The organism is Tindallia texcoconensis (assembly GCF_055383815.1).
This window is the reverse complement of sequence record NZ_AP042431.1, coordinates 366,441-391,509: the sequence shown is the minus strand read 5'-3', so window position 1 is coordinate 391,509 and position 25,069 is coordinate 366,441. Positions and strand designations below refer to the sequence as shown.

The 25,069-nt window shown below is 40.1% G+C and carries 19 protein-coding genes, 1 pseudogene and 1 other annotated feature; of the genes and pseudogenes, 16 read left to right on the top strand and 4 right to left on the bottom strand.

All coding sequences use genetic code 11. From position 1 onward, the window contains the following. The first annotated feature begins 11 nt into the window (after window positions 1-11). Together ACZ47N_RS01890 and deoC are read left to right on the top strand one after the other, a co-directional pair. A complete protein-coding gene (locus ACZ47N_RS01890; RefSeq protein WP_464887451.1) occupies window positions 12-1,298 on the top strand; it encodes a cysteine desulfurase-like protein in 1,287 nt (428 codons plus the stop codon). A 71-nt stretch (window positions 1,299-1,369) separates the two neighbouring features. Continuing rightward, window positions 1,370-2,149: a deoxyribose-phosphate aldolase gene (deoC, locus tag ACZ47N_RS01885; RefSeq protein ID WP_464887450.1), complete on the top strand. Its 780-nt coding sequence runs from the start codon at window positions 1,370-1,372 to the stop codon at window positions 2,147-2,149. A gap of 59 nt (window positions 2,150-2,208) precedes the next feature. On the opposite strand, the gene ACZ47N_RS01880 is transcribed toward deoC, so the two are convergent. After that, window positions 2,209-5,232 carry a ligand-binding sensor domain-containing protein gene (locus ACZ47N_RS01880; RefSeq protein WP_464887449.1) on the bottom strand — a complete coding sequence of 1,008 codons (3,024 nt, stop codon included), beginning with the start codon at window positions 5,230-5,232 and terminating at the stop codon, window positions 2,209-2,211. A gap of 802 nt (window positions 5,233-6,034) precedes the next feature. Here ACZ47N_RS01880 and ACZ47N_RS01875 point away from each other — a divergent pair. Next, a pseudogene (locus tag ACZ47N_RS01875) lies at window positions 6,035-7,438 on the top strand (DNA translocase FtsK); the annotation flags it as partial. Between the two features lie 153 nt (window positions 7,439-7,591). Continuing rightward, window positions 7,592-8,821: a BaiN/RdsA family NAD(P)/FAD-dependent oxidoreductase gene (locus tag ACZ47N_RS01870; RefSeq protein WP_464887448.1), complete on the top strand. Its 1,230-nt coding sequence runs from the start codon at window positions 7,592-7,594 to the stop codon at window positions 8,819-8,821. A gap of 62 nt (window positions 8,822-8,883) precedes the next feature. Here the strand turns inward: ACZ47N_RS01870 and ACZ47N_RS01865 are convergent, their stop codons facing one another. After that, window positions 8,884-10,884 carry a methyl-accepting chemotaxis protein gene (locus ACZ47N_RS01865; RefSeq protein ID WP_464887447.1) on the bottom strand — a complete coding sequence of 667 codons (2,001 nt, stop codon included), beginning with the start codon at window positions 10,882-10,884 and terminating at the stop codon, window positions 8,884-8,886. A gap of 257 nt (window positions 10,885-11,141) precedes the next feature. On the opposite strand from ACZ47N_RS01865, the gene panD reads away from it, so the two are divergent. Then, entirely contained in the window at window positions 11,142-11,522 is a 381-nt protein-coding gene (panD, locus tag ACZ47N_RS01860; RefSeq protein WP_464887446.1) for an aspartate 1-decarboxylase, read from the top strand. A gap of 25 nt (window positions 11,523-11,547) precedes the next feature. Continuing rightward, the gene (locus ACZ47N_RS01855) at window positions 11,548-12,219 is read left to right on the top strand and encodes a cyclase family protein (protein WP_464887445.1); all 672 of its coding nucleotides are present in this window, start codon (window positions 11,548-11,550) and stop codon (window positions 12,217-12,219) included. Between the two features lie 24 nt (window positions 12,220-12,243). Here ACZ47N_RS01855 and ACZ47N_RS01850 read toward each other — a convergent pair whose 3' ends face one another. Next, window positions 12,244-13,473, bottom strand: coding sequence for an aminopeptidase (locus ACZ47N_RS01850; protein WP_464887444.1), 1,230 nt, complete (start codon window positions 13,471-13,473; stop codon window positions 12,244-12,246). Window positions 13,474-13,656: 183 nt separating this feature from the next. Between ACZ47N_RS01850 and ACZ47N_RS01845 the strand changes: the two genes are divergently transcribed. From ACZ47N_RS01845 to trpA, 10 genes are all read left to right on the top strand, one after another. After that, on the top strand, window positions 13,657-14,526 hold the full coding sequence (locus ACZ47N_RS01845) for an EamA family transporter (RefSeq protein ID WP_464887443.1): 870 nt from the start codon (window positions 13,657-13,659) through the stop codon (window positions 14,524-14,526). Window positions 14,527-14,657: 131 nt separating this feature from the next. Further along, window positions 14,658-16,457: a DAK2 domain-containing protein gene (locus tag ACZ47N_RS01840; RefSeq protein WP_464887442.1), complete on the top strand. Its 1,800-nt coding sequence runs from the start codon at window positions 14,658-14,660 to the stop codon at window positions 16,455-16,457. Between the two features lie 3 nt (window positions 16,458-16,460). Continuing rightward, the gene (locus tag ACZ47N_RS01835; RefSeq protein ID WP_464887441.1) at window positions 16,461-17,246 is read left to right on the top strand and encodes a DUF1295 domain-containing protein; all 786 of its coding nucleotides are present in this window, start codon (window positions 16,461-16,463) and stop codon (window positions 17,244-17,246) included. Window positions 17,247-17,324: 78 nt separating this feature from the next. Further along, window positions 17,325-17,581 (top strand) — a binding site (T-box leader). A 152-nt stretch (window positions 17,582-17,733) separates the two neighbouring features. Continuing rightward, on the top strand, window positions 17,734-19,218 hold the full coding sequence (gene trpE, locus ACZ47N_RS01830) for an anthranilate synthase component I (protein ID WP_464887440.1): 1,485 nt from the start codon (window positions 17,734-17,736) through the stop codon (window positions 19,216-19,218). Next, entirely contained in the window at window positions 19,215-19,790 is a 576-nt protein-coding gene (locus tag ACZ47N_RS01825; protein WP_464887439.1) for an anthranilate synthase component II, read from the top strand. The genes trpE and ACZ47N_RS01825 overlap by 4 nt, the downstream gene beginning before the upstream one ends. Further along, window positions 19,787-20,821: an anthranilate phosphoribosyltransferase gene (trpD, locus tag ACZ47N_RS01820; protein WP_464887438.1), complete on the top strand. Its 1,035-nt coding sequence runs from the start codon at window positions 19,787-19,789 to the stop codon at window positions 20,819-20,821. Before ACZ47N_RS01825 ends, trpD begins: the two co-directional genes overlap by 4 nt. Then, complete coding sequence (gene trpC, locus ACZ47N_RS01815; RefSeq protein WP_464887437.1) at window positions 20,815-21,630, top strand: indole-3-glycerol phosphate synthase TrpC; 816 nt, start codon at window positions 20,815-20,817, stop codon at window positions 21,628-21,630. Before trpD ends, trpC begins: the two co-directional genes overlap by 7 nt. Then, entirely contained in the window at window positions 21,627-22,250 is a 624-nt protein-coding gene (locus ACZ47N_RS01810) for a phosphoribosylanthranilate isomerase (RefSeq protein WP_464887436.1), read from the top strand. The genes trpC and ACZ47N_RS01810 overlap by 4 nt, the downstream gene beginning before the upstream one ends. Then, on the top strand, window positions 22,247-23,458 hold the full coding sequence (gene trpB, locus ACZ47N_RS01805; RefSeq protein ID WP_464887435.1) for a tryptophan synthase subunit beta: 1,212 nt from the start codon (window positions 22,247-22,249) through the stop codon (window positions 23,456-23,458). The genes ACZ47N_RS01810 and trpB overlap by 4 nt, the downstream gene beginning before the upstream one ends. Then, window positions 23,455-24,249, top strand: coding sequence for a tryptophan synthase subunit alpha (trpA, locus tag ACZ47N_RS01800; RefSeq protein ID WP_464887434.1), 795 nt, complete (start codon window positions 23,455-23,457; stop codon window positions 24,247-24,249). Before trpB ends, trpA begins: the two co-directional genes overlap by 4 nt. A gap of 60 nt (window positions 24,250-24,309) precedes the next feature. On the opposite strand, the gene ACZ47N_RS01795 is transcribed toward trpA, so the two are convergent. Continuing rightward, entirely contained in the window at window positions 24,310-25,065 is a 756-nt protein-coding gene (locus ACZ47N_RS01795) for an NYN domain-containing protein (RefSeq protein WP_464887433.1), read from the bottom strand. Window positions 25,066-25,069 lie beyond the last annotated feature (4 nt).

The following is a 25,069-nucleotide window of genomic DNA, read 5'->3' as shown; positions in this document are numbered from 1 at the left end:
GCGACTCAATCATGGAATTGTTTTACGATGTAGAGAAAATCAGGAATCAATTTCCAGCCCTTGAAAGAAAGGTGAATGGCAAAACGGCTATCTATCTAGATGGGCCCGGGGGGACGCAAGTGCCCAAACGAGTGACGGAGAAAATAACAAATTACCTTCTTCATCACAATGCCAATGCACATGGTCACTTTCCTACTTCTCGAGAAAGCGATGCATTGCATGAAGCAGCACGAGAAACCATGGCTTGTTTTTTAAATTGTATACCAGAAGAAATTGTTTTTGGTGACAGCAGTACAACGAATAATTTGAAACTTGCTTTAGCTCTAGCACGTGGCATGAAAGCAGGCGATGAAGTTATCATAACAGATTTGGATCATGAATCGAACCGGTCACCTTGGATTCATCTGGAGGAAAGAGGATTTGTTATTAAGAGTGTGAAGGTTGATCCCATAACTTGTCAATTGGATTATGATGATTTTCAGAAGAAATTAACAGATAAAACCAAAGTAGTTGCGTTGAACTGGGCTTCTAATGGAGTAGGTACCATAACAGATATTAAATTTTTTATTGAGAAGGCTCATGCCAAAGGAGCAGTAACAATTATTGATGCTGTACATTATGCGCCTCATCGACCAATAGATGTCAAAGCCTTTGATATAGATTTTCTGCTGTGTTCACCATACAAATTTTTTGGCCCGCATATGGGTGTTCTTTATGGAAAAGCAGAAGAAATAAAAAAACTAGAAACTTATCGAGTGCTAGTAGAAGGAAATACCCAGTCCCCAGAAAAACTTGAAACAGGAACCCCTCAGTTTGAAACCATCTGTGGGAGTGCTGAAGCCGTTGAGTTTATTGCAGACATAGGGCATGATTGTGAAGCGTGGGCAGTGAAAGAGCATGCAGAAGAATTAGAAGGAGTTAAAGGAAGACGTTGGTATATAGTTGCTGGGATGTTGGCTATTGAGGAATATGAAGGGCCTTTAGCCCGAAAACTTGAAAATGCACTTGGAAAAATGGATAAAGTGAGAGTGTTTGGACCTCCAGAAGGAAAACCTAAAACTTCTACGGTTTCTTTTACGATTGAAGGATTACGTGCTGGCGAGGTAGCAAAAGCCATGGGAGAAGAAGGCATTTTTGTTTGGTCAGGCCATTATTATGCTAAAGAACTTATTAATGAGGTGCTGGATCTTAAGTCTGTCGGTGGTCTTGTTCGAATTGGGATTGCTCCTTACAATACAGAAGAAGAAATAGAAAGAACCATTGAAGTGATAAGAAAAATTGCTTCTGCGGTAACGTAAAAGAACAGAAAGTTATTTTTGATCATCGGTGTTGTGGGGCTTTAATTATATCAAGAAATGGGTGATGTTTTATGAAAAAGGAAGTATTGGAACTTAAAGAGCATTTAGAAACTAAATTAAGGATACAACTTCCTGAATTAATGAAGGAGTCTGTTGAAAGAATAGCTATGGAACCTCAACAACTGGCAAAAAAGATAGATCATACGCTATTAAAACCAGAAGCGAAAGAAGAACAATATAGAACTTTGTGTGAGGAAGCAGTGCACCATGGCTTTTACTCTGTATGCGTTCCTCCTAACCGGGTTGAACTGGCTTACAAAAAGCTAAAGGAAACTTCGGTTCACCTATGTACGGTGGTGGGATTTCCTTTGGGATACCAATGTGGAAAAATCAAAGGAATAGAAGCGAAGGAGGGGGTATTCCATGGTGCAGATGAAATTGACATGGTTTTAAATCTATCCGCGCTTAAATCCAAGGAATATGCTTATGTGTTTAATGAAATTAAAGAGATTAAAAGCATGGTAGGAGAAAATATCCTGCTAAAAGTAATTCTTGAAACAGCACTGTTGGATGAAATAGAAAAATATGCAGCTGGTTGGATTGCAAAAGCAGCTGGAGCTGATTTTTTGAAGACTTCTACCGGATTTGCATCTGGAGGAGCCACAATTGAAGATGTGCGATTGCTGAAATCCATAGCTGGAAAAAACATGGGAGTGAAAGCCTCTGGTGGAATTAAAGATCAAGAAACAGCAATTGAAATGCTTCGGGCTGGTGCTACTCGTTTGGGTGTTAGCAGTTCTGTAGCCATTGTATCGGGCACAAAAAAAGAGCCATCGGTTCACGCTTATTAGATGGCTTATGGATGAAAGGATAAAAGAGTTTGTAGATCGAATCAGTATGAAAATATTCTCTAATCGAAAGAGATAGTTGTTAAAACAGTGATTCGATTACGTCCCTCTATTTTAGACTGATACAATGCCTGGTCGGCGGTGTGCACCATATCCGTTGGCTGGGTTTTTCCATTAGGAATCATAGAGCAAATACCAATGCTAATGGTGATAGCTGGGTGTTGAGCTGTCATTTCTTCAAAGGATAAACAACTTGTGTTTTCCTGAATTCGTTGAGCTACTTTTAAAGCCCCACTTTCTTCGGTATCGTATAAAACAGAAATAAACTCATCTCCCCCATAACGAGCGAGAAAATCTGTATTTCTTGGGAGTGCCTCTTCGGCTGCTTTTCCTATGGCTTTTAGCACCTCATCTCCCAGCACATGACCAAAGGTATCATTAATGCTCTTGAAGTGGTCAATATCAAACATAAGAAGTGAAATGGAAATGTGACTCCTTTTCGAAAGTTGGAATTGGTCCTCAAATACCATATCAAAGTACCTTCGATTAAAGAGACCTGTTAAAGGATCCACTGTCGATAGTTTTTCTAGATTGTAATTAGCTTCTTCTAGTTGCTGATTTAAGGAAGCAAGAACTGAGTTTCGTTGACGAACTAAGCGATCTTCTCTGATTCTGAAGATGCCCATGAGTAAGAGAAGAAAGAGGCAGACATACAAAAACATGGCAAGACTAGACATATACCACGGGGTTGCAATGGTAAAAGAAAAAAAGACAGGGTCGGATTCAATTCCGTGGACATTTTCTGCTACTACTTGAAGCTGATAATCTCCAGGAGGCAAGTTGGAGTAATAAGCATAATCTCTTTTTCCTGCATGAATCCACTCAGAGTCAAAGCCTTCCAAAAAATAACTAAAACGCGTTTTATCTGGTGCATCATAGTCAAGGGCAGAAAATTGGAATCCTAGGAAGTTTTCCTGGGCATTAAAATGGAGATGTTGATCGTTGAAAAACATTTGATTAAGGGTAACTGGGTTTTGAAATAATTCTACACTGGTGATATAAGTGATAGGGGCTTGAGCGCCTGAAGCTGTAAGATCTCCAGGGATGGCAGCAATACCATGGACACCACCAAAGAGAAGGGTACCGTCTGTATCTTTATAATGACCAGCATTAAATTCCCAGCCACCAATTCCGTCTTGAGGGGTTAAGGTAATAATATCTTTTTTGTCGGGATCTAGGATAGAAATGCCATCATGAGTGGCAGCCCAAATTCGGCCCGCATGGTCTTCGAGAATACCAGTGATCGTGTTGCTGGAAAGACCGTCATCCTCCAAGAAGGTTTTAAAGGTATTTGTATCCTCCTGGTACAGGGCAAGTCCACCGCCTACCAAACCAATCCAGATACGACCTTTGGAATCTTCAAAGATAGAGCGGATGGTATTTGCTGCTAGTTGATGGTCTTTTTCTGGGTCGCGATGATACATAGTAAAGCGATTATCCCCGGGGCGCAAGAGATTTAAACCGTTATTGGTGCCAATCCATACTCGATCTTGTGAATCCACCAGTATGTCATATACTAGGTTATCGGAAATAATGGCACCAAAGCTAGGACCAAAATAAAATTGGTCCATTTCTCCTGTTTTTCGATGATAGCGGTAAGCGCCGTGGCTATAGGTTCCGATCCATAGAAAATCATCATTTTCTGCAATAGCGTATATCAGTATGTCTTCGTCAAAATAATTTAGAGAATGAAAACCATCCATGGTAGGATCGTAGGCAAATAGCCCTGCATTACTACCTAAGAGTAATTGGCCAGACTGGTCTACATACATAGCTGTAATGTTGTCTGATGGAATAGAGGTTGGATTTTTAGCATCATGACGATAATGAATCATGGTATCTTCAATAGGATCGTATCGATTTAACCCGTTGTTGTATATAGAAATCCATAACTGGTTCTGTGGATCTCGAGTTATAGCATTGATTTTTCCAGAGCTTAAGCTTCCTGGAATTTCAGGATCATGTTCAAAGATCACGAAATTATTTTGTCGAGGATTTAGTTTGTGTAGGCCACCACCGTTTGTTCCAATCCAAAAAATATCGGAATGATCCTGAAGCAATGAATAAACAACAGGATGTTCTAATGCTTTGTTTTCACCTTCTCCAGGAAAATGATGCAGAGTTCCGTCTGGCATTTCAGCAAACAATCCGCCGCCCCAAGTGCCAACCCAAAGTGTTTGGTCATGGGTTTGATATAGGGTATATACATCGTTGTGATCATATTGGCGATGAAGAAATGAATGGTCAGTCATATTAACATGTACGACACCGCCATCCCATAACCCTAAGGTCAGGGTGCCAGGCTGAAATTCTTTAATCACCATGACAAAAGGAGAAGGGAGATCAAGGTTTAGTGGTAGAAGTAATTCTTTTTCAAAATCAAAATAATGGAGACCTTCATAAGTTCCCACCAGCAATCGACCTTTTGAATCTACGAATAGGTCTCGGATAACATCACCAGGCACGTCGTAAACAGTTATTTTTCCATTTGTTTCATCGATTTGATTTAAGCCGTCCATAGTGCCAGCCCAGATTTTTTCATCTGGCCCTCTGGTGATGGCAATGACAACCGGATTGGAAAGGCCATGGGAATCTACGGTATAATTGGTGAACTGACGTTCGTGAATCGACATATTTGAAATACCTTGGTAAGTTCCGATCCACAGGTGGTGAGTATCTTCATCGTAGTACATGGTTTGAATCAGGTTATGAACAAGACCTTCATCGTCAAAGGGGTTATGTCGGAAAACGTTTATTTCGCGACCATTATACAAATTAAGGCCGCCTTGGGTGGCAAACCATAAAAATCCGTATCGATCTTGAAGCATGGAAGATACAGAGAGGTTTGAAAGTCCTGAATCTCGGTCAAGATGTTCAAAGGTTGGAGTAAAACCCTCTTGGAGGATTGGTGTATTGTTTGCAGGAAGTGCTGCGTGAGAAAAAAAGCTTGAGTTGGTGAGTAATACGCCTAAAAAAGTAAGCCCTAAAAGGACTGCAGGTAAAAAAAATGTTTGTTTTCGCCTCATTCCAAATCACCTCTACTCCTTCTATCTGGATGCTACTTATTATACCATAATCAAAAGAAGAAGAATGAAGGTCATGGAAAAAAAACATCTAAAATGGTATGATAGACAAGGAGAAAATCAGGAGGGTTATGGGATGAAAAAGGGTCAGAAAAGAAAACTAAAAGGATTTATTATCATACAGGGAATTATGTACAGCATTATAATGTGGATGATTTTTTCTTGGATGGAAAATTTTTGGTCATCCTTTATAGTGTCGGTGTTGATTATTATGTTATACACTTATGTTATTGGGAAACTACTTCGTCGAAAGAATTGTAGAAAAGATAGGACGAGACAATCAGCTGCTAATAGACGAAGGGAATATGATCATCGTCCTATTTCTCCTTTAATAAAACCGACTAACTATTTGGAATATGAACCCAAAATAGGCCGAAATAAGGATGAAAAAGAGGAAAAAATGAACCATGAGTATAAAGGAAAGAATGAGAGTGATTGGCAGAGTCATCGTCAACGGGTCAAAAATCTGATTGAGGAAAGTCAAAAAAAGCATGTGATGGAAAAACATGAAAAACTAGAAGAAGAGGCTAAATCCTATCAAATTAAAGTTGAACCAGAACCAGAACCAGAAAAAGTAAAAACTTCGATTTTGGAAAATGGTAGATCCACGCTTCCTAATGAAAAAATGATGACAAAAGAGAAAATGGTCTTACCTCCAGTAGTGAAAGTGCCAGAGAAAGAAGTGTCGATTGAAAAAAAAAGAGATGAGGCGGTTGCTTTATCCGCGAAGGAATCCTTTGGAAAGCCTTCAGTTTCTTTATTAAATCTTCCTGTTAGAAAAAAAGCACAGGAAGACCAAGATACTTTAAATCAACGAGCGATGTTGTTGGAAGAAACACTAGAAAGTTTTGGAGTGAAGGCAAAAGTTTTAAATGTTACCCAAGGACCTGCTATTACCAGGTATGAATTGCAGCCAGAAAGAGGAGTTAAGGTTAGCAAAGTTACAAATCTAAGTGATGATATTGCGCTGAATATGGCAGCTAGGTCTATTCGAATCGAGGCCCCTATACCAGGTAAAGCAGCAGTAGGTATTGAAATTCCAAATGGAGAAACATCCATGGTTGCCTTTCGAGAATTGATTGAGACCTCGGTTTATCGAGAGAGTGATTCCCTGTTGCCTTTTGCTATGGGGAAGAGTATAGCTGGTGATTCTGTTATATTTGATCTCACTAGAGCTCCTCACTTATTGATAGCAGGTGCTACTGGGTCGGGAAAAAGTGTATGCATCAACACACTGATTCTCAGTTTGCTTTACAGCGCTCATCCAAATGAAGTTAAATTACTTTTAATAGATCCTAAAGTAGTTGAATTAAGTCGATATAACGGGATTCCTCACTTGATTACGCCAGTAATAACGGATCCCAAGAAGGCGACGGCTTCTCTGAAATGGGCTGTGCAAGAGATGGAAGAACGGTATCAAACTTTTGCAAATGCCGGCGTGAGAGATTTAGAAGGGTATAGGCGTCAGAATCCTTCAGCATCTATGCCCTATATGGTTATTATCATTGATGAGTTGGCTGACCTCATGATGGTAGCGGCAAAAGAAGTGGAAGACGCTATCTGTCGTTTGGCTCAAAAAGCCAGAGCGGCTGGAATTCACTTGGTACTTGCGACGCAGAGACCATCGGTGGATGTGATAACAGGGTTAATTAAAGCCAATGTTCCATCCAGAATAGCCTTTTCGGTTGCATCTCAAGTGGATTCTCGAACTATTTTGGATATGGCTGGTGCAGAGAAATTATTAGGACGTGGAGATATGCTCTTTCATCCAGTGGGTGCCAATAAGCCGGTACGTATACAGGGTGCATTTTTATCAGATGATGAAGTGCAAAAAACAGTAGATTACCTACAGCAGTTTCGATCCAATAATCAAATTGGTGCTGCCCTAGAAGCAGAAATCCACAAGAATGAAGAACGAATGGAAGAGGATGAGTTAGGTGAATCAGAAGATGTATTTCAGGAAGCCCTCCGAATAGCCTTTGAGCAACAGCAGATATCTATCTCTATGCTCCAGCGTAAGTTACGTATGGGCTTTAATAGGGCAGCGCGCATCATTGATGAAATGGAAGAAAGAGGATACGTAGGGCCAAGTGAAGGGACAAAACCTAGAAAAGTTATTTCAAGATCCATCCCTTCGCAAGAAGAATAGAAACTCTTTTTGAGTATCTGTCCTAGCCTATTGAACAAGGACAGACTGCTTAGAAACCATTGATATTGTTAATAGAATAGTGCCGTATATTTTGACTAAAAAATTTTGAATTAAAAAATAGAATTCTTGTTCAAAGGTAGGAGAGACATAAGAATGAAAAAAGATAGAAAGTTGTATGATGTTATAATTGTGGGTGCAGGACTTGGTGGTATGACTGCTGCTATTGAATCAGCAAAAAGAGGGTATCATACGTTATTGTTGGAAAAAAATGATCGTCCTGGTAAAAAGCTGCTGGCATCTGGTGGTGGTCAATGCAATATCACCAATAGGCAGCCCCTTGGTCAATTTTTAAAACACTATCATGGCAAAGAAAAATTTGTTGGGAAAAGTCTTCGAAGATACTCTCCAGAGTTTCTAATTAAATGGTTTCTAGAAATTGGTCTTCCTATGAAAACTAGAGAAGATGGGAAAGTTTTCCCTGCTTCTGGAGATGCAGCCAAGGTGTTAGAAGCATTAAGAACACAAATTGAAAAATATAGGGTGATAATGAAATTAAGTGAATCGGTGGATCGGATAGAAAAGTCAGGAGGACTTTTTCTAGTGGAGACAAAGAAACATGTTTACCGAGGGAGAAATATGATTATTGCTACGGGAGGAAAATCTTATTCAGCACTTGGTACGTCAGGAGATGGGTATGAAATAGGGGTTGCTTTAGGTCATAAAATGGTTGAATCTCGTCCTGCACTGGCAGCGGTTAAAATTAAAGAGCATAAATTAAGAAGTTTGTCAGGCATTGTTATACAAAATGCACTATTGGAACAATGGAGGAAGGGAAAAAAAATTGGTGACTATGTTGGAGATTTGCTGTTTACTCATGAGGGGCTTAGTGGACCCGTAATATTAAACTATTCAAGATATTTTAGAGATGGGGATGCATTGATATTAAACTTGGTAGCACCTCTAAAAGAAGACACTTTTGGGAAAGAGCTGTTACGATTGGCAGGGCAAGCTGGAAAAAAACAAGTGAAGAGTATTTTATCTAAAGAAGAGATACCTAAGCGTTTGTTAGATCGAGTTCTCCAATTAGCAGAAATAAAAGAAGATCAGACCTGTGCCACCATGTCAAAATTGCAACGGAAAAAAATAACAAGTTTAATGACTGGGTTTTCAATGGAAATAGAAACAGTAATGGGTTTTGATGCTGCCATGGCAACGGCTGGAGGGATAGCAACAGAAGAAGTAAATGGACTCACCTTAGAATCTAGGCTTGTAGAAGGGCTTTATTTTGTTGGGGAAGTATTGGATGTGGATGGGATGACTGGTGGTTATAATCTCCAATTTGCTTTTTCCTCTGGATTTGCCGCGGCTATGGCTATTCATTAGAAACCACCTGGAGCACAGCATTGGCTCCAGGTGGTTGTTTTTTGGACTTTTTCAATGAATTGCTACAATTTAAAGATAGAAACAGCTGCCTGCATATCCTGCGCTAATCGAGATAGATCTTCGCTAGTACTGGCTATTTGGTCCATAGCGGCAGTTTGTTCTTCAACAGAGGCTGACGCTTCCTCTGTACCTGCTGCATTTTCTTGGGAAATGGCAGAGAGGTTTTCAATGACAGAAATAATCTCCCCTTTTTTATGATCCATTTCTCGACCAGACTGGTTGAGGTCTTCAATGACTTGAAGCATATGGTTTACTGCTTCATGTATTCCATCAAATTTTTCATTGGTTTCATAAATTTCTTTGGTTTGAGATTCTGCTATTTCACTGACTTCTTGCATAGTTGTTACGGCGCTACTGGTTTTATTCGTCAACTCTTTAATAATCGACTCGATTTCTTCTGTAAACTGATTAGACTGTTCCGCTAGTTTGCGTATTTCATCTGCCACAACTGCAAAACCTCGACCAGCTTCTCCAGCTCTTGCAGATTCGATGGCTGCATTAAGGGCTAAAAGGTTGGTTTTTTTTGCGATGCTTTTAATCATGGCACTGGCATTTTGTATCTGATGGGCACTATCATTGGTTTCTTGAATAACCTGATGTACTTCCAGAGCAGCTTTACCGCTGGCCTCTGTTTTAAGGACGACTCCCTTTAGGACTTCTCGGCCCTCGTTTTTCATTCGATCAGTGACTAAGGAGGATTTGTTGAGTGTCTTCATGTATTGTTGGTTTCCTTGGATGATCTGATCCAGTTCATTCACATGACTGGCACCACTTTCAGTATCTTTTGCTTGATCAGAAGCACCACGTGCAATATCTTCAATGGTTTTGGATACTTCGTTAGAGGCAGTGGCAGATTGCTGGCTAGTTGCTGTTAGCTGTTGTGAAGAGGAAGCAAGATTTTGGGCGCTATCACTAATCTGCTGAATTAAGTCAATGAAGCTTTTTTGCATAGTAGCCAAAGCCTTGGTAATGGTTCCTATTTCGTCTTTACGTTTCATATATTGAAGGGCAGGACTATTTTCGTCAAAGGTTAAATCGTATTCAGAAATTTTTATAATAATATTCGATAAATTTTTAATGGGTGTAGAGATGCTTCCACTGACTTTAATGGCAAAGATAACTCCTATCCCTAAAAACCCTATGGTAATGAGGAACATCATGCTTTGAAGATTGCTAAGACCAGCCAACACTTCATCCTGATGGGCAATGGTTACCAGATACCAATTTGTTCCCTCAATGGGATAATATCCCTGATACAGATCGTTTCCATTAAAGGTATAGCTACCAACCCCAGATTCGTTAGATAGAATTTGTTCAAATGCGGATGCCAATGGTTGCAGAGAAACATCTTCTTCTACTTCATCCATAGGCATAAACTCATTAGTCACAAACTCCCAGTTTTCATGAATTACAACTCTTCCTTCATTATTGATGATATAGGAATATCCTGAATCGCCAAAACCCATGGTACTGATAGTATCAAGAAGAATATGTACATCCTGCTGGGCAATAAGGGCACCCAAGACCTGGTTGTTTCGGATAATAGGGACAGAGTAGGTAATATAGGCATCTTTTGTTCGAGGGTCTATGGATACATCCGATATATATACGTTGCCAGAAAGTGCCTGTTGAGCAAAAGGCATATTAGAATAGTTGGCAACACCGTCGGAATCCTGAACATATTGAGCATACCCCTGTGGATTTATGATGGCAAGATCCCGATATCCTAAACGTTGGATGTCGGATTGTAAACTGATACGTTGTGCTAGCCAATCCATGGATTGAACGGCATCACGTTCTGTCATTTCTTGAATGACCTGAAGTCTTAGAGCGGAGGTGTCACTGATTAACCTTGCTCCATCTCTAGCTTGATTAAATAAACTTTCTTCTGCCTGAGAGGTGATGACTTGACTGCTAAAATATACAGCACTGATGCCCAACCCCATGGCAACCAAAATAACGAGTATGCTTATATAGAGAATAATTTTTTTAGATAGGTTCAATAGAAAAACTCCTCTCTTAAGTAAACTAATGAAAAAACAAGTTATGAACGGATATATTTTTATTTAGTATACCATGAATAGGGAATATTAGACAATGAATTCTGAAAAATCAAGGAACTCATTTAGGATATAGCGGGATTCAGGAGGTTAAATGCTAGCTTCTATATATTAGGTAAATAATGAAAAAAATCGTGCATTTATTGGTGGTCTATTATATGATAAATGTATTACTTTAGTTAGGTTGGTGAGAGATATTGATGTTAAATATGTTTAAAGGAAAAATTCATAGGGCGACTATTACAGAAGCGAATTTGAACTACGTAGGAAGCATTACTATTGATAAAGAGTTGATGGAGCAGGCAGGAATTCTTTCTGGAGAAAAAGTTCAAATCGTTAACAATAACAACGGGAGTCGATTGGAAACCTACGTGATTGAAGGAGAGAGAAATAGCGGTGTAATATGCCTTAATGGAGCTGCGGCCAGGCTAGTTCAACCTGGAGACACGTGTATCATTATTGCTTATTGCTGGTTGAGCCAGGAGCAGGCACATGAATTTAAACCTAAAATTGTTTTTGTGGATGATAAAAACAGACCTATAGAAGTAGCAGAGGCTGAAAGTCACGGACATATAAAATAGAAGATTTTGGGAATGGAGAATAAATGTGCAGAGTATTGATCTGAGTCACCCGTTGAAAAATTCTATGCAAACCTATCCGGGAGATCCGGATGTCCGGATAGAATCCTGGGATACCCACAAGACTAGTGGCTGTCAAGTGGATCGACTTCATTTGGGTAGTCATTCCGGAACCCATATAGATGCGCCTCGGCATTTTAGTCGTCATGGTAGTTGTATTGATGAATTGCCACTGGAACGGTTTATTGGATGCGGGACTATTGTAAAACTACAGCATAAGATGGCTGGAGAGAGGATAGAGAAGAAAGACATTGAACCCATACTTCCACTGATAAACCCAGGTGAGTTTCTTGTTTTTCAGACTGGTTGGGATAAGTACTTTGGAAAAGAAGCGTATTTACATCATCCATATTTTTCAGAAGGATTGACTTCTGCTATTCTTGAACTGGGCGTTTCTCTAGTAGGAATCGATGCTTTAAGTATTGATCCAACAACAAAGGGAAGCTTTAAAGCACATTCTATTTTGATGCCGCAGGAAGTCTTGATTGTTGAAAATCTTTGCAATCTTGATCAAGTGAAAGAAACCAGAGGTTGGTTTTCTTTCCTTCCCCTCAAAATTCATGGTGGCGATGGTTCACCCATTAGAGCTGTGTATCTGGGAAACCAATGTCCTTTTAAAAAATCCGCTGGCAATGAATAGCAGCGGATTTTTAGGCATTGAATGTTAATCTACAAAATTACCATTATAGAAGATAGGTATCTTCTTTCCATCTTTTGTGATGCCAATAATACTAAGATCAGAGGTTCCGATCATAAAGTCTTCATGTACTAGCGATTCATTAACACCGGCGGAGGACAACTCTTCCGGTGTCATTTTGTTGCCGTTTTTCAGGCAAACTGGATATGCTTTTCCAAGGGCTAAGTGGCAGGAAGCGTTCTCATCGAAAAGCGTATTGAAGAATAGGATACCAGAATTGGAAATTGGTGAGTCGTAAGGAACCAAAGCGACTTCTCCCAATCGAAGTGAACCTTCATCTGTTTCGATTAGTCCTTTTAGAGTTTCATAGCCTTTAGATGCAGAGAAATCTACGATTTTTCCATTATGGAAAGTAAGAGAAAAATCGTCTATGAGATTTCCATTATAGGGAAGGGGTTTAGAGCTAACAACCTTTCCATGGACCCCATCTTTATGGGGAAGCGTAAACACTTCTTCTGTTGGCATATTGGCAATAAAGTCCACTCCTTCCTGGGTTACTTCAGCACCAGCTGTCCATAAATGGTTTTCTGGAAGGTGAATGGTTAAATCCGTTCCTAAATTATTTTTAAAATGAAGTGTTTCAAATTGCTGATGATTTAAAAAATCCATTCGGTTTTTCAGACTTTTTTTATGACTTTCCCAAGCGTCGATGGGGTCAGGGAGATCAGCTCTTACAGAAGTGATAATCGCTTCTCCTAGTTTTTCGACGGCTTTTTCTTCTGACAGATCTGGAAAAACTTTTTTTGCCCAAGAGATGGTAGGGTATGCAATCACATTCCAAGCGTTTTGATTTCCCATCAATCGATTTCGATATTCTTTGAGAGCAGTGTTAATGGTCTTTTGGTGCTTCATTAAGATTTCTGGATCCACTTCTTTCATTAACTCAGGATCATTGGCGGCGATACTGATAAAAGCCGCACCTTCCTCTGCCAACTCCATATGGAAATCTTTCTGCCAATTTGGAAATACTTCGAAAGCTTTTTCTGGTGCTTTTTGATACCTGATTTTTGAATGCAGTTCGTCTTTCCAGTCGATAAATACATCCCCAGCTCCTGCATCAAATGCAATGGAAGACAGAGTTCTAGCAAACTCAGAGGTTTCGATGGGAGATTTAATGACTAGCTTTTGACCAGGCTGTAAGTTAACGCCAATTTTAATAACGGTTTCAGCATATTTACGTAATTGTTCGGGTTTCATAGATAAACTCCTTTCAAAATGGTGTGAAATTCTAAACCTGAACCTAAGCATACCGCAGATTTTCGAAAAAAGAAAGAGAGGATAGGCTGAAACCAGATGGAAAAAGCACTGTTTTTTCCCATTGCATAAGTGGGTTTAGAGACATACAATGGGAGTAGAATAAGTCATAGTGGAGGTAGGGGAATGGGTTATATTTTAATTGCAGCAATTTTATGGGGCACTACGGGGACGATGCAAACAATTGCGCCTGAAACGGCCACTCCGCTGACCCTTGGAGCCGTAAGGATGGTGATGGGTGGGTTCTCTCTTTTCTTGTTGGCGCTGTTGCGCGGAAAACTACAGGTTCGGTATATGCCAATAAAATACACGCTAATTTCAGCAGTTAGCATTTCGATCTTTCAGCCAGTTTTCTTCTCTTCGGTTGCTATTACCGGAGTGGCTGTTGGAACCGTCGTAGCTTTAGGAAGTGCTCCAGTAATGGCTGGGGTGATGGAATGGACTCTGTGGAAAAAAGCACCGGTCAAAGAATGGTGGATCTCCACTTTCATGGCGATTACAGGTTGCTTCTTGTTGTTTATTGCCAATGAGACAGAAATAAGTGTAGATCCTAAGGGGATCCTATTAGCCCTAGTGGCTGGATTTGGATTCGCAATGTATATCATTTTCAGCAAAGAACTACTGCTTTATAATGATTCTGAAACAGTTGTAGCCATAATTTTTTCTATCAGTGCAATGCTCTTATTGCCATTATTGATAATGGGGGATGCTTCATGGATTATTGAGCCAAAAGGATTTGCTGTTTCTGTTTACTTAGGAGTGGTTGCCACAGCGGGAGCATATCTCTTTTTTGCCAGTGGACTTAAGAGTACAACGGCTTCTACTGCTGTGACTGTTACTTTGGCAGAGCCAATGACGGCAGCGCTTTTAGGTGTCTTTTTTGTTGGAGAAACCCTTACATGGCATGCTTGGATTGGCATAGTCCTCATTATGCTAGGATTAGCAAGTGTATCCTGTGTGGGTAAGAGAGGCAGTATGCCAACAGATAAGGGGTAAAGCCAGTGTTACATAAGCATGGAAATTATTTGGAGAGGGATCGAGTTTGATTAGCTATGGATGCGTAGACAAGCTGCTTTAGGGGTAGATATTTTTTAAGCAAGAATCTCTTTACTTTAGGAGGAACCTCTATGAAAATTTACTATCTGAATGGAAAGCGTGTTTATTATGCATTGATGGCAGGAGCAAGAAAGGTATCCCTCCAAAGACATCATTTAAATCAAATAAATGTATTTCCAGTGGCAGATGGCGATACAGGCAATAACCTTTCGTTGACCTTAAATCATATTTTGGAAGAAGTAAAACCACAGACAGCAGTGAATCAAACGTTTGAATCTATGGCAGCTGCTTCATTAACTGGTGCCAGAGGAAATTCAGGTGTTATTTTGGCTCAATTTTTACATGGATTGGCAGAAGAGATGAAACCGCACAAAGAAATTTCTACTGGAGTTTTTGGTGAATCCTTAATTCGTTCGGTTCCCTACGCATATGAATCTATGGCAAATCCTGTGGAAGGAACGATGCTGACCGTGCTAAAAGAATGGGCAGAAGCTTTTTATGAGTTAGGCAAAAACAGTAATGATTTTGGCGAAGTGTTATCAAAATCCTTAGAAAGAGCCAGAGAATCATTGAAAAAGACACCAGATAAGCTAGAAGTACTAAAAAAAGCTTCTGTAGTAGATTCGGGTGCCCAAGGGTTTGTTCATTTTTTAGAAGGTATTGCTGAATCACTGAATCCTAAAAATGTAAAAGCATTGATTCGGGGAAAGTTACCAACGGAAAGGATGGATATGTCAAAAAAAGGACATTTAAAATCGGAAATTAATTATCGGTACTGTACAGAAGGCTACCTTGTTGGTGCAAAGATGCCATTGGAAAACATTAAAAAGAATTTAATACAAAGAGGAGACTCCGTCATTTTAGCAGGAAATCCACAACGAGTTCGTTTTCATCTTCATACAGATTATCCAGAGGAAATATTCCAACATATGGGGCAGCATGGGGTGGTTAAACAGCAAAAAGTGGATGATATGAAGCGGCAGTTGGAAGCAATGGAAGATGAGAAGCCTCTGATCGCTTTGCTAACAGATTCTATAGCAGATATTCCAAAATCCATAATGGATCACTATCGCATTCATCTATTACCGCTACAATTGTTGGTGGAGGAAACTCCATTTTTAGATCGAGTTACCGTATTGCCAGAACAAATATTTTCGTTTCTGGACCAGCTCAAAACGTATCCAACTTCATCTCAACCAAGCGTCAAGAGGATTCGTGAAACCCTAGAATTTTTGGTTACTCATTATGAAAAAGTGTTGGTGTTAACGGTTTCTGGAAAGATTAGTGGAACGTATCAAGGAATTCTTCGTGAAGCAGAAAAGTACAATATAAAAGAAGAAAAGGTTGCTGTAATTGATACATTGAAGAACTCTGGAGCACAGGGTTTGCTGGTAGTAAAAGCGGCGGAGGCCATTCAAAATGGAAAATCATTTGAAGAAGTTAAATCTTTGGTGCATAAGCTGATCCCTCAAACCCATATATTTGTCAGTGTAGCAACCTTTGAATATATGGTTCGAGGTGGAAGGGTTAGTCCAATAAAAGGAAAACTGGCTAAATGGTTGAACTTAAAGCCAATTGTATCTTTGGATAACAAGGGAAAAGGAATAGCCTTTGCAAAAGCCTTTAGTCGGAAAGCCAATACACGCAAAATCATGGAGATTGTCAGCAGGATTCACCATGAAAAACCGGTGCAAGAGTACTGTATTGTTCATGGAGATGCATTAGAGAAGGCAGAAGAATTCAGAGAAAAACTAGTGAAAATCCTTGGAAAAGAACCTATGTACATCACAGGCATATCACCAATTGTCGCTTTAAGTTCCGGGAAGGAAGCGGTAGCCGTGTCATTGGTGCAAGGTGGAGAGGAGACATAATCCATGGAAAAAGTGCTATTCTCTTCGGCGATCGTTATTTTAATATATTTCATGCTGTTTTTTGTGGCAGCCCAGATCCTTAAAAATAATTCGATTGTCGACATGGGTTGGGGGGCAGGCTTTGTCCTAGTAACGATTTATGCTTGGTTGGCCTCGGACACCTTTACGGCAAGAGGAACCATGGCTATGGTTCTGGTAATCATTTGGGGTTGCCGGCTGACCTATCACATTATTCATCGCAATATGGGTAAACCGGAAGATTTTCGTTATGCGAAATGGCGGGAAGAATGGGGTAAATGGGTGGTACTCAGAGCTTTTTTTCAAGTGTTTCTATTGCAAGGATTTTTCATGCTGGTGGTGGTGTATCCAATATTGTTGATACAAGCATCTACCCAAAAAGGATTTGGATTTCTTGAGATAATAGGACTCATTGTTTGGATGATTGGTTTTTACTTTGAATTCGTTGGGGATCAACAACTCAGAGACTTTAAAAAAGACCCTCAAAATAAAGGGAAAATTATTCAGCATGGATTGTGGCGATGGACCCGTCACCCCAATTATTTTGGTGAAGCTACTATGTGGTGGGGGTTATGGATTATGTCTATTCCTGTTGAATGGGGGTGGTCAGGCATGATAAGTCCGTTGGTTATTACCTGGTTATTACTTTTTGTCTCAGGAGTGCCTATGCTAGAGAAGAAATATCAAGGCAATCTAGAATTTGAAGCTTATGCACAACGAACCAATGCATTTTTTCCTGGGCCTCCTAAGGATATTAGTAGATCAAAATGAAATTTTAGAATATTTTAAATGACCGAATTAGCTTGACAAAGTTCATTAAAGCGTGTATCATTGATAAAAATTAACAATAAAAATTCAATGAATGGAGATAGTAAGCGACATCTGTAAGTCTAAAGCGAGCTGGGAATGGTGGAAGCCCGGTGATAGTCAGGTTGCTGAATGGTTCCAGGAGAAGCCGCACCAAACAAAATGGAGTAGTGTTGGCCGGAAGTCTACCGTTAATAAGACAGGGTATCGAGGAATTTTTCTTCCGTATCTGTAAAGAGTGAGACGTTAAATCGTCTAACATAGGTGGCAACACGGAATCAACGCATTTCGTCCTGAATTGAGGATGGGGTGCGTTTTTGTTATAAAGTGTAAGCTTTGTTGTTAGAAGATTATTGTCTAAACTGGGTGGCACCGCGAGTGTGAAAAACACATCGTCCCTATGAAGGGATCGATGTGTTTTTTTTTGTATTTAAAACTAGGAGGATGCCATATGAAAATCATGCCCTACGAAATCTATGAAGAAAAAGCCAACAAAAATAAGCGAGTTTGTGTGACGGCCGAATTACCAGGAGATACAGAAACACCTATTACCTTATATCAAAAACTGAAACAGCCAGGAGGATCATTCCTACTGGAAAGTGTAGAGGATGGTGTAGAACGTGGTAGATATTCTTATATTGGAAGTCAACCGGAAAAACGATTAACATCTTATGGAAGAAAATGGAAGATTCAGTACAAGGATGGTGATATACATGAAGGAGAAGGAAAGGTCATGGAATGTCTTAAAGAAATATTGGGACAAGCAATTCCTTCCCCTTTTGAAGAAGGACCAGATCTGATCGGTGGTGCTGTTGGTACCATGGGATACGACTTAGTTCGTCAATATGAAAAATTGGGAGAAGCGGGTAGGGATGATCGGAAATTACCAGAATCTGAATTTTTGATCGTAAATCAACTGGTTGCATATGATCATGCAAGGCAAGGAATTTTACTAATAGTTGTGGCAGAATCCAATGGTTCTTTATTGCAAAATTATAGAAAAACCGTAGAACAATTAGAGGAATTGGCTGAAAAGATCCATCAACCTTTGGTAGAGGGAGAGAATAATAAGTTAAATCCACAGGAAAGCACAAGAACAATTAGTACGGAGACGGAGGACAGCTTTAAGGAAAAAGTACTAAAAGCCAAAAAATATATTCAAAATGGTGATATTTTTCAAGTTGTGTTATCCCAGAGGTACTGCGTTCACCCTTCACCTCCGCCTTTTGAGGCTTATCGAAAACTTAGAAACTTAAATCCGTCACCCTATTTATTTTATTTTGATTTTGATGATTATCAGTTGATGGGAGCATCGCCGGAAATGCTAGTAAAATGCACCAAGGGATCTATGGAGACCTGTCCCATTGCAGGGACAAGGCCGCGTGGAAAAACACCAGAGGAAGATGAAGCGTTGGCTGAAGAAATGGCTTCTGATGAAAAAGAAAAGGCAGAACACTTAATGTTGGTGGATCTAGCCAGAAATGATGTTGGGAAAGTATCGGCATTTGGAAGTGTTGTTGTAGATCCCTTCATGGTCGTTAAAAAATACTCTCATGTGATGCATCTGGTAACAGAAGTTCAGGGAGAACTTAGAAATGAGACAGATGCTTTTGATGCTTTAGCTTCATGTCTGCCAGCGGGAACCTTATCTGGTGCTCCGAAAATACGTGCTATGAATATAATTGATGAATTGGAACCTGTGAAAAGAGGGCCTTACGGGGGGGCGGTTGGATATTTTAGTTATAACGGCCATATGGATACGTGTATTACCATTCGCAGCGTTTTGTTTCAGAAGGATAAAGCTTATGTTCAAGCAGGGGCAGGAATTGTAGAAGATTCTAAGCCAGAAGCAGAATATCTGGAAACCTATCGGAAAGCCCAAGGGCTGTTGCAAGTTCTTATAGAGGAGAGAGAAAGAGAGGAAAAAGAAAAATGATTATTATTTTAGATAATTATGATTCCTTTACGTATAATTTATTTCAGTACATCGGAGAAATTAACCCAGAAGTAAAAGTAATTCGGAACAATGAAGTGACCATTGAAGAACTGAAGCAGATGGCACCTTCTCATGTAGTGATTTCACCTGGACCAGGGTTTCCCATAGATGCCGGCATTTCTATTGAAGCGATTCAACAATTAGGCCCTCGTATTCCAACTCTTGGAATATGTTTGGGACATCAGGCTATGGGAGAGGCTTTTGGTGGAAAAGTTGTTCATGCAACAAGACGTGTTCACGGGAAGACAGATAAAATATATCATGAAAATAGCGGAATTTTAAAGGGGATTCCTGAAGTCTTTCATGCAACACGGTACCACTCTCTGGTGGTTAGCCCAGAAGCACTACCACTAGACTTGAAAGTTACCGCCTTAACAGATCAAAAGGAAATAATGGCCATGGAACATAAACACTACCCTATTTATGGATTACAGTTTCATCCAGAATCTCTTGCTACGGATTATGGAAAAGAAATTCTGAACAACTTTTTGAGAAAGGAGATCGTCGCATGATCAGTTTAAGGAACGTGATTGAAAAACTTATGGAAAATGATCCCTTAACAGGGGTAGAAATGACAGAAACCATGAATGCTATTATGGATGGAAAAGTCCAAGAAATACATCTGGCTTCCTTTCTGACGGCTCTTCGTCACAAAGGAGAGACAGTAGAAGAATTGGTAGCAGCAGCCAAGGTTATGCGCAGTCGTGCAAAGCCAATGCCTTACGCTTGTCCAGAAGCGGTAGATACCTGTGGAACCGGCGGAGATGGAGGAAAAACATTCAACGTTTCTACTGCAGCAGCATTGGTAGCGGCGGCTGGGGGAGCAAAAGTGTTAAAGCATGGAAATCGAAGTGTTTCAAGCAACTCAGGCAGTGCAGATGTGCTAGAAGCCATGGGCATTGCCATTCATCAGGAGCCAGCTAGGGCCATGGGGAATCTACACCGGTATGGGATGGGATTTTTGTTCGCCCCAGATTACCATGCTAGCATGAGACATGCGGCGAAAGTACGAAAAGTTCTTGGTTTCAGAAATGTATTTAACCTGCTAGGTCCTTTGGCTAATCCTGGGAACCTTGAGCAACAAGTTGTGGGAGTTTACGATGCCTCTTTGACAAGACCCATGGCAGAAGCACTAATAAAAATGGGAGTAAAACGTGGGATGGTTGTGCATGGAACTGATGGAATGGATGAATTGACCGTTACTGGAGACTCCTATGTTTGTGAAATTAATTGCGAAGAAATTATGGAGTATGTTATTAAACCAGAGGAATTAGGTTTGGAATTAGTAAATTTAAAAGAATTAGAAGGAGCTGGACCAGAAGAAAATGCAGAAAAGATTCGATGGGTGTTGGAAGGAAAACGGGACGGAAATCGTTCGATTGTGCTTCTCAATGCAGGAGCCGTTCTTTATATATCTGGTATTGTTAGAAATCTACAAGAAGGTGTGATCAAATCTGCTGAAATTATAGATGATGGAAGGGCAGTAGCTTTGCACAAACTCCTTCAAAAGGAAAAGCAGAAAGAGGGAGGGATGGCATGCTGAAAAAAATTCTTGAAAAGACGCGAGAACATTTATTGCTTCAGCAAAAATTACTTCCTATGAAAGTATTGCGAGATAATCTGGAAAACCAGGGATTAGACAATAGACCCTCCCTATCTCTGCATCCGAATCTTTTAAAAAAGAGAGAGGAAAAAGAGGCACCTGCGGTTATTGCAGAAATAAAAAGAGCGTCTCCCTCAAAAGGAAAGCTGTGTGACATAAAACATCCTGGAAATCTGGCGAAATCCTATCAGGATGCTGGTGCAGCGGCTATCTCTGTTTTAACGGAAGCTAATTACTTTCATGGAAGTTTTCAAGATTTCACAGAAGTAAAAAATATGGTTTCCCTTCCTGTTTTAAGAAAAGATTTTATTATTAGCCCATATCAAATTTATCAGAGTAAAAAAATGAAGGCGGATATCATTTTACTAATAATAGCGGCGTTAACGGATCAGGAGTTAAAATCTTTTCATCAAGTAGCACATCAATTAGATTTACAATGTTTGTTGGAGGTTCACGACAGAGAAGAATTGGATCGGGTTAAAGCTTTAAATCTGACTTCAAAAAATGACTTTATTGGGATTAACAATCGAGATTTAAAAACAATGAAGGTAGACATTCAAAGGACGGAAAAGTTAAGTGGTTACCTACCAAGAGAGATCTGTATGATTAGCGAAAGTGGCATACGAAACAATTTGGACTGTATTCAAGTCAAAAATCATGGTGCATCTGGGGTATTAGTGGGAGAGACTCTTTTGACTCATGGAAATCCAGGCGATAGGTTGAGGTCATTGAGAGGAGTAGTGTCATGACTCAAGTGAAAATATGTGGTATCAGTAGACAGGAAGAATTGAGGGGGATTCATAACGGATTGCCGGATTATATTGGTTTTGTTTTTGCACCTAGCAAAAGGCAAGTGACATTGGAACAGGCTGTGAATCTGACAAAGGATCTGGATACTTCTATTCAACGTGTTGGAGTTTTTGTTAATCAGGATGAAACGGAACTACTAGCAACAGTTCATAAGGCGAGGCTAGATGTCATTCAGCTTCATGGTGACGAAAGTCCAGCCTATTGCCGTCGAGTGAAAAGAAAAGGGTATCAAGTTTGGAAAAGTTTTACGATCCGTGAAACAGAGGATCTTAGTCATATGAGAGAGTATCAAGTAGATGGATATTTATTGGATGCACCAGGCCCTCTTCCTGGTGGAAATGGGGTAGTCTTTCCTTGGGAGATGGTCCGCAATATTTCCGTAGAAGGAAAACTTGTGTTAGCCGGTGGTCTAAATGCTAGTAATATTAAACAAGCTATCGAAACAGTGAATCCAGATATAGTGGATATTAGTACTGGTGTTGAAGTGAACGGAATAAAATCCGAGAAAAAAATAATTGAATTAATTTACAAATCAAGAAATAGGAGTGTGGGAAAATGATAGCAACCATGGAAAAAGCAATTGAAGAGTTGACCTTGGAAGACCGATTTGGTATTTTTGGGGGTCAGTATGCTCCAGAGACATTGATGAGTGCGTTGATGGAGTTGGAGGATGAGCTAAAAAAAGCATATGCAGATCCGTCTTTTGTTCAAGAACTGGAAGGGTTATTAAAGCAGTATGCGGGTCGAGAAACCCCTCTCTATTTCGCTGAAAATTTAACAGAATATCTAGGCGGTGCAAAAGTTTACTTTAAGAGAGAAGATTTAAATCATACGGGTTCTCATAAGATTAATAATGTCATAGGTCAGGCACTATTGGCGAAAAGAATGGGTAAAAAGCGTGTGATTGCAGAAACTGGAGCGGGGCAGCATGGTGTTGCAACAGCAACGATTAGTGCGAAAATGGGACTGGAATGCGATGTTTTCATGGGTGCAGAAGATATTAAGAGACAGGCCCAGAATGTGTATAAAATGAAAATTTTAGGGGCTCAGGTTCATGCTGTGGATTCAGGAACAGGAACCCTGAAAGATGCCACTAATGAGGCCATCAGAGACTGGATTTCTAGGGTAGAGGATACTCACTACATTATTGGATCGGTTGTGGGGCCGCATCCCTATCCGGTTATGGTTCGAAACTTCCAAAGAGTGATAGGAGTGGAGACAAAAAAACAGATTATGGAGCTAGAAGGTAGATTACCAGATGTATTGGTCGCCTGTGTTGGAGGTGGAAGCAATGCCATTGGCCTTTTTCATCCATTTATTGACAATCATCAGGTTCGTATTGTAGGGGTGGAAGCTGCTGGGTTAGGGCTTGATAGTGGCCAGCATGCTGCTGCGCTTAATCGTGGTAGTGTCGGTGTTATTCATGGAATGCTGACGTATTTGATGCAGAACAAGCATGGAGGTATTGAACCAGTCCACTCTATATCAGCTGGCCTTGATTATCCAGGGATTGGGCCAGAACATGCCTATCTACATGATTCTAAAAGAGTGACTTATGAAGGGGTTACGGATCAGGAAGCAGTAGAGGCTTTTTATGTGTTGACTCAATATGAAGGTATTATTCCAGCCCTTGAAAGTGCACATGCATTGGCACAGGTGTTAAAAATAGCTCCATTGATGGATCCAGATAAAATTATTATTATGAATCTTTCTGGAAGAGGCGATAAAGATATTCATAGGATTATGGAAATGGAGGAAAACAAATGATGCGGCTCCAAAAGCGATTACAAACATTAAAAGAAAAGGGTCAAAAGGCACTCATTCCCTTTATAACTGCAGGCGATCCAGATATAGAAACAACCATAAAATTAGTATTAGAGCTGGAAAAAGCCGGAGCAGATATCATTGAACTTGGACTTCCTTACTCGGATCCCTTGGCAGATGGACCGGTTCTTCAACGAGCTGCTAGTCGTTCGCTTGAAAAAGGCATGGATACAGATCGTTACTTGGATATGGTAGCACAAATCAGAGAAAAAACGGAATTGCCATTGGTTAGTTTGGCCTATGTGAATAGCTTGTTTCAATATGGGTGGGATCTTTTTGGAAAACGTGCAGAAGAAACAGGGCTGGATGCTGTGATTATTCCAGATCTTCCAAAGGAAGCAAGATTTTTTCAAGGGCATCCTCTTTCACCGTTGCCAATAGTAGAAATCCGACTAGTGGCACCAACATCTGGTAAGCGTATCAGAGAAATCGCAAGAGATGCCGAAGGTTTTCTGTACTGTATTGCTTCCAGAGGCGTTACAGGTCCAAGAGACACTCTATCAGAAGATCTAAAAGAGTTCATGAATCAAGTGAGGCGGGAGTCAAATTGTCCAACGGCTCTTGGGTTTGGCATTTCGTCGCCTGAAATGGTGATGGAAATTCGTGATTTGGCAGATGGATTTATTGTGGGAAGTGCCTTGGTAGAAAAAATTGAGAAGGGTATTGAAAATGAATCTGATTTATCAGAAGCAGTACAATTCGTTGCCGATCTAAGAAAGGCACTAGATCAATAAGGGATAGTATGTCTAATTTAAAAACCTGGCCCATAGCAGCCAGGTTTTTATGTGGAATAACTAATTTGATGGATCCATTAATTTGACATATACACTGCTTGGACCCACATCATCCATTCTTTTAAGTTGGAAATGCTTTGGAAAGGCTTCGATTAATTGAGAAAGTTGTCTAAATCCATAGGTGCGTGGATCAAAACCAGGGTCTAGCTGTAGTAGTGCCTTACCAAGAGATCCAAGATGAGTCCAGCCATCTTCTTGGACTACCATTTCATAGGCTTCTTTAAGGAGCTCCATTAACAAAGTGTGTTTGGATTTTTCTTTTTTACGAGTACCTGTAGACCTGTTGACCGTCTTTGGTTCTTGAGGTGCAATGTTCTCGGTGTAAATAAATATATCGCAGGCATTAACGAAAGCTTTAGGGGTTTTTTGTTCTCCGATGCCCATGACGAAAGTTCCGTTTTCTCGAATACGAGTTGCTAGGCGAGTATAGTCACTATCACTGGAAACAATAGCAAATCCATCTACTAGTTTTCCATGTAAAATATCCATAGCGTCAATAATTAAAGCGCTATCTGTTGAATTTTTTCCAACGGTATATCGGAATTGTTGGATAGGCTGGAAAGCATGATTGTTGAGAGATTCTTTCCAGCCTTTCATTTCTGGAGTAGTCCAATCTCCATAAATACGCTTTATAGTAACAGCTCCATATTTTCCAGCTTCTGTCAGCATTTTCGCAAGTAGCGAAGGTTGAGCATTATCACCATCAATTAACATGGCCATCCGTTGATCTTTGTTCCCATTATCTTTTTTTGTCATGAGA